Genomic DNA, 6,135 nt, shown 5'->3' on the forward strand with positions numbered 1-6,135 from the left:
AGTTCACGCAGCGCCTGACACCAGAGGGCAAGGAGACCGATCCCGGCCCCGCCGGCGGACAGGCCACGATCGGCGAGGGCGAATCCGTCGCGGCGCTGACGTCGCGGCCGCCGGCCGCCCCGGCAACGGCGCCGGCGACGACCCCGCCTGCCGCGGCCACGCAAACGCCTGGCGCGCCTGCCGGAGGAACAGCGCCGGCGACCGACGCGGCCAATCCGACCCCGCCGGCGGCCGGAACCGCACCGCCTGCGGCAGGCGCCACGCCGCCCGCGGCTGGAGCAACGCCGCCGGCCGCAGGCACGACGCCGCCCGCGCCGGCGACCGCCGAGGCGACTGTGCCGGTCGGGCAGAAGGCGATCTTCTATGAGGAGCGCACCAGCACCCAGCAGGGCACGGCCGAGCCGGGCAGCATCGTCTGGTCGCTGGTGCAGGAATCGCCCGGTGGCGACCTGCCGCCGGAACCGGCGATCCGCGCCGAGGCGACGATCCCCGGCAAGAACATTCAGCTGCGCATGACGATCCGGCGCAACACCGACCAGACCCTGCCGGCCAGCCACATCATCGAGATGATCTTCCTGACGCCGGAAGGATTTGACGGCGGCGGCGTCGACAACATCCTGCGCATCGCCATGAAGAGCTCCGAGCAGGATGCCGGCAGTCCGCTGATCGGCATTCCGGCCAAGATCGCCGACGGCTTCTTCCTCGTCGCGCTCAACGACACCAAGGCCGACGAGGACGCCAATCTGACGCTGCTCAGGGGTCAAGACTGGATCGACGTGCCGGTGGTCTACAAGACCGGCCGCCGCGCGCTGCTCACCATGGAAAAGGGCATCCCGGGCGAGAAAGTGTTCGACGAGGCGCTGAAGGCCTGGGCGGCGAAGACGTCGGGGTGAGGGGCCGCGGCGGTTTAAGCCGCCGCCGCTCAGAAGCCCTGAAACAGCATGTCGAGCGCGGCAACGATCTCGTCGTGGTGGCTTATGAGGTTGGTTCGATTTTCACCGAGTTCGGTCGCAGCCACTGTCGCGATCAGGTGAGTAGCCATCACCATCTTGCGCCCATTGATCTCGAAGACCGGATGCAGCTTGCGCATCGGCGAAGGCGTCGAGGTCAGCGGCAGAAGCGGAACGACGACCCTAGTCTTGAAGTGGTCGAGCAGGTCGGATTGAACATCGAGCAAATAGCCGCCTTCGATGCCGCTGGCGAAGACGTCGTAGCGCGCCATCAGAATTGCCGATGCTCGGCGAGCGGGATGCCATGCTTGTCGACATAGTCGTTCCAGGCCTCCATCGTCGCACGGTTCTCAAGCTTCCACAGCCGCGTTTTCTCCGCAGCAACCGCTTCCGCTATACCGGCTTCCGCGGCACGCGAGACATTCACGTTGAGCCCCTTGGCTTCCGCCATAAGTTGGGAATCGATCGACAGATTAGCCGGTTGACGGACCGCGTTCGCTGCTATCTTGCGCATGATGGCGTCCTCTTTATGCGCATATCTTATGCGCATCGTACCGCCTTTGCAATGAAGACGGTACTACCCCTCCATCTCCTCCCGCAGCATCTCCAGCTCCAGCCACTCTTCCTCGAGTGCGGCGAGCGTCGTGCGCTCCTTGTCGAGCGCGGCGATGGTCTTCTGGAAGGAGACGGGATCGCGCTCGTAGAAGGACGGGTCGGCGATGTTGTTCTCCAGCCGCGAGATCGAGGCCGTCACCGCCTCGATCTTCTTGGGCAGGGAGTCCAGCGCGAATTTCTGCTTGAACGAGAGCTTCTTCGCAGGGCCCTTCGGCGCTGTCTGTTCGGCCTTCGGCGAAGCCTCGTTTGCTTCAGCCTTCGACCTCGCCTTGCGGTCTTCCAGCTTGGAGCCGCCGCGCTGCGCCAGCATGTCGGAATAGCCGCCGGCATATTCGATCCAGCGGCCATTGCCCTCCGGCGCGATCACGCTGGTGACGGTGCGGTCGAGGAAGTCGCGGTCGTGGCTGACCAGGATCACCGTGCCGGCAAAGCCCGCGACCAGTTCCTGCAGCAGCTCAAGCGTCTCCATGTCGAGATCGTTGGTCGGCTCGTCGAGCACCAGAAGGTTCGCCGGCCGCGCCAGAACGCGGGCCAGCAGCAGCCGCGCCCGCTCGCCGCCGGAAAGCTCGCGCACCGGCGTGCGCGCCTGCTCGGGCTTGAACAGGAAATCCTTCATGTAGGAGACGACATGGCGCTGCTCGCCATTGACCAGGAGGTTCTCGCCGCGCCCGTCGGTCAGGTAGTGCGCCAGCGTCTCCTGCGGATCGACGGCCTCGCGCTTCTGGTCGAGCGTCGCGATCTCGAGATTGACACCGAGCCGGACGGCGCCGGCATCCGGCGCCAGCTCCCCGGTCAGCATCTTCAGCAATGTCGTCTTGCCCGCGCCGTTCGGGCCGACCAGGCCGACGCGGTCGCCGCGCTGGATGCGGGTCGAGAAACCCTTGACCACGGTGAGGTCGCCAAAACTCTTGTCGATACCCTTCGCCTCGATCACCAGCTTGCCGGATTCGGCGGCGTCGCTTGCCACCATGGTGGCGGTGCCCTCGGCGCCGCGATGGCTGCGGAAGCGCTGGCGCATGGTCTGCAATTCGCCGAGTCGGCGCATGTTGCGCTTGCGCCTGGCGGTCACGCCGTAGCGTAGCCAATGCTCCTCGCGCACGATCTGGCGGCCGAGCTTGTGCTGCTCGCGCTCTTCCTCCTCCAGCACCTGGTCGCGCCATTCCTCGAAATGGGCGAAACCCTTGTCCAGCTGCCGCGTCTGGCCGCGATCGAGCCAGACGGTGGCGCGGGTGACGCGCTCGAGAAAGCGCCGGTCGTGCGAGATCAGGATCACCGCCGACGAGGTGCGGGCAAGCTCCTCTTCCAGCCACTCGATGACCGAGAGATCGAGATGGTTGGTCGGCTCGTCGAGCAAAAGGATGTCGGGCTCCGGCGCCATGACGCGGGCTAGCGCGGCGCGGCGCGCCTCGCCGCCTGAAAGATCGCTCGGCCGCTCCTTGCCGGTGAGGCCGAGATGCTCCATCAGATAGGTGGCGCGATGCGGATCGTCGGCCGGGCCGAGGCCGGCTTCGACATAGGCGCGCACGCTGGCAAAACCGTCCATGTCGGGCATCTGCGGCAGATAGCGGACCGTGGCCGAGGGCTGGCGGAACACCTCGCCGTCCTGTGGCTCGATCATGCCGGCGGCGATCTTGAGCAGTGTCGACTTGCCCGAGCCGTTGCGGCCGACCAGCGCGATCTTCTCGCCGGCGGATGCGCTGAGCGCGGCGCCGTCGAGCAGCGGCGTGCCGCCGAAGGTCAGTTTAATGCCGTCGAGGTTGAGGAGTGGCGGCGCCATATCAGCTTTCTGGAAGAGGATAGGGGTGGGCCAGAAGCAGCGCCCGGCCACGCTCCAGCGCGATGCCGAGCCGCCCTTTGACCTCGTTTGATATAGTGAGCGAGGAGCCGAACGCCACCTCGACGCGGTCGAGCGGCCATTTGGCGCCGGTCACTGTCAGGCCGGCAAGCTCGGAGAAGCCGAGCACTGAAAACAAGGTGCCCTCATCATAGTCGAAGCTCGATTTGCCGGGCAGGATCGGAACGCCTTCCTGCGCGCCGCTCGTCAGCAGCACCCGCGTGCCGGCGGCGGCCAGCCGCACGGCCAGCGCCAGATGCAGGACGGCATGGTCGGCGCGCTTGCCGCCAAAGGCGCCGGCCAGCACCAGGCTGGTGGCGCCGCGCTGAAGCGCTTCCGCTATGGCGAGCTCTCCGTCGGTCAGGTCCTTCTCGGCCGGGAAGACTTTTCGCGGAACGGCGGCGAGATCATCCGGCAGGTTGGCCGGCACCGAGTCGAAATCGCCAACCCAGAGTTCCGGGACGATATCCAGCAAGCGGGCATGGCCGATGCCGGCGTCGGCGGCGATGACGCGCGAGCCAGTGATCTGGCGTTCGAGCCGGGGCGTGCGGATGAGTTCGCCGCCAAGCAGGATGGTGAATGTGCCCATGGGCGTCGCCCTTACCAGCCCACCGGGCGAAACGGAAGCCGGATGCAGTGCGCTTCGGTTGCGAACCCTGCCGGCGAACATTAGCTGCCCGGCAAACTTCCGCTTGCGCGCCGCGTCGGCCGGGCCTATCTGTCGAAACGCTCTAACGGGGTGCCGGGTGTTATCCGGCTGAGAGGCGATCAAGCCAACCCGCTGAACCTGATCCGGTTTGTACCGGCGGAGGGATTAGACGTTTCGGACCATCCGGCGCCTCAATTCCTTGTCACTCGAACGAAGGAGGCGCCGATGCGCGCAATGCTGTCCAATCTCATTCTCGCAACCGGCCTTGTTGCGCTTCTGGCGGGCGTCGCGCCTGCCGAGGCCAAGGACAAGCTCACCGTCTATACCTATGAAAGCTTCACCGCCGATTGGGGACCCGGACCGGCCGTGAAGAAGGAATTCGAGGCCGAATGCGGCTGCGATCTCGAATTCGTCTCGGTGGCCGACGGCGTGGCGCTGCTCAACCGCGTCAAGCTCGAAGGCGCCGGCACCAAGGCCGATATCGTGCTCGGTCTCGACACCAATCTGACGGCGGACGCCAAGGCGAGCGGTCTGTTCGCGCCGCATGGCGAAGTCGCCGGCATCAATGTGCCCGGAGGCTGGAGCGACGACACTTTCGTGCCCTTCGACTATGGCTATTTCGCCGTCGTCTATGACACGCAGAAGCTGAAAGTCCCGCCGAAGAGCCTGAAGGAGCTGGTGGAAGGCAGCGGCACCGACAAGATCGTCATCCAGGATCCGCGAACCTCGACGCCCGGCCTTGGCCTGCTTTTGTGGGTGAAGTCAGTCTATGGCGACAAGGCGCCGGAGGCCTGGGCCAAGCTCAAGACCAAGGTCCTGACGGTGACGCCGGGCTGGAGCGAGGCCTATGGCCTGTTCACCAAGGGCGAGGCGCCGATGGTGCTCTCCTACACCACCTCGCCGGCCTACCACATGGTGGCCGAGAACACCGAGCGCTACCAGGCGGCCTCCTTCGAGGAGGGCGAATACCTGCAGATCGAGGTTGCCGGCATCACCACGGCCGGCGCGAAGAACCCGCTGGCGCAGAAATTCATCGCCTTCATGACCGGACCGAAGTTCCAGGACGTCATTCCGGAGACCAACTGGATGTTCCCGGCCGGCAAGACCGACAAGCCGCTCAACCCGGCCTTCGACAAACTGGTGAAGCCGACCAAGACCTTGCTGTTCAGTCCTGAGGAAGTGGCGGCCAACCGCAAGGCCTGGGTGGATGAGTGGCTGGCGGTGATGAGCAAGTAGGGCTGCGATGCTTGCGCCAAGGCCCCCCTCTCTGTCCTGCCGGACATCTCCCCCTCAAGGGGGGAGATTGGCTGTCACGCCGACTTTCGCCAATCTCCAATGCTGCAGGACTAAGCGGGGCGTCGAAGCTGCTGATCTCCCCCCTAGAGGGGGAGATGGCCGGCAGGCCAGAGGAGGGCGCGAAGGAACGCGACGTTGGCTGAATTCCACCAAGGCACAGCGTGCAGCCGCGTCCTGACTCCCGCATCACCGCCGGCGTCATCGCGCTCGCGGCAATCGCGCTGCTCATCGGAGGCGCCTTCGCCGGCCTCATCCTCGAAGGCGCGCATGACCTCTCAGGCGCTCTCGCCGCCTTCGACAGCTACCTCCTGCGCGTCGCCCGCTTCACGCTCTGGCAGGCGCTGCTGTCGACGCTCCTGTCGGTCGCGCCGGCGCTGCTCGTGGCGCGCGCCTTGTCCCGGCATCCAGCCTTTCCCGGCCGCCGACTGATCCTGCAACTGTTCACCGTGCCGCTGGCATTGCCGGCAATCGTCGCCGCGCTTGGCATATTGGCGCTCTACGGTCGCGCCGGGTACTTTGCCGGCGTCTTCGCCGGGCTTGGCGGCGGCGAATGGCCCGGTATCTACGGCCTCTCCGGCATCCTGGTCGCGCATGTCTTCTTCAACCTGCCCTTGGCGACGCGCCTGTTCCTGGAGTCGCTGGGCACCATTCCCGCCGACCAGTGGCGACTGGCGAGCCAGCTTGGGATGAGCGCCCGCCCGGCCTTCCGGCTGATCGAATGGCCGGTGCTGCGCGCGGCCTTGCCGGGGATCGCCGGACTGGTCTTCATGCTCTGCATCACCTCCTTCACC

Annotated in this window: 5 protein-coding genes, 2 pseudogenes and 1 riboswitch; of the genes and pseudogenes, 3 read left to right on the forward strand and 4 right to left on the reverse strand. The window is 66.2% G+C overall.

The window, feature by feature from the left end:
* Positions 1–893 (forward strand): annotated as a pseudogene (locus EOD07_RS38560) (hypothetical protein); the annotation flags it as partial.
* A gap of 29 nt (positions 894–922) precedes the next feature.
* Here the strand turns inward: EOD07_RS38560 and EOD07_RS18285 are convergent.
* The 4 genes from EOD07_RS18285 to EOD07_RS18300 form a co-directional block, all read right to left on the reverse strand.
* Positions 923–1,222 carry a CcdB family protein gene (locus tag EOD07_RS18285; protein WP_040991727.1) on the reverse strand — a complete coding sequence of 100 codons (300 nt, stop codon included), beginning with the start codon at positions 1,220–1,222 and terminating at the stop codon, positions 923–925.
* Positions 1,222–1,464: a type II toxin-antitoxin system CcdA family antitoxin gene (locus EOD07_RS18290; protein ID WP_040991729.1), complete on the reverse strand. Its 243-nt coding sequence runs from the start codon at positions 1,462–1,464 to the stop codon at positions 1,222–1,224. Before EOD07_RS18290 ends, EOD07_RS18285 begins: the two co-directional genes overlap by 1 nt.
* 63 nt (positions 1,465–1,527) lie before the next feature.
* The gene (locus EOD07_RS18295) at positions 1,528–3,342 is read right to left on the reverse strand and encodes an ABC-F family ATP-binding cassette domain-containing protein (protein WP_127236471.1); all 1,815 of its coding nucleotides are present in this window, start codon (positions 3,340–3,342) and stop codon (positions 1,528–1,530) included.
* Between the two features lies 1 nt (position 3,343).
* A complete protein-coding gene (locus EOD07_RS18300) occupies positions 3,344–3,988 on the reverse strand; it encodes a thiamine diphosphokinase (RefSeq protein WP_127236472.1) in 645 nt (214 codons plus the stop codon).
* 136 nt (positions 3,989–4,124) lie between these two features.
* Positions 4,125–4,230: riboswitch (TPP riboswitch) on the forward strand.
* Positions 4,231–4,273: 43 nt separating this feature from the next.
* On the opposite strand from EOD07_RS18300, the gene thiB reads away from it, so the two are divergent.
* A complete protein-coding gene (gene thiB / locus EOD07_RS18305; protein WP_127236473.1) occupies positions 4,274–5,284 on the forward strand; it encodes a thiamine ABC transporter substrate binding subunit in 1,011 nt (336 codons plus the stop codon).
* Between the two features lie 221 nt (positions 5,285–5,505).
* Positions 5,506–6,135: pseudogene (locus EOD07_RS18315) on the forward strand (thiamine/thiamine pyrophosphate ABC transporter permease ThiP); the annotation flags it as partial.

Source organism: Mesorhizobium sp. M2C.T.Ca.TU.002.02.1.1 (assembly GCF_003997225.1).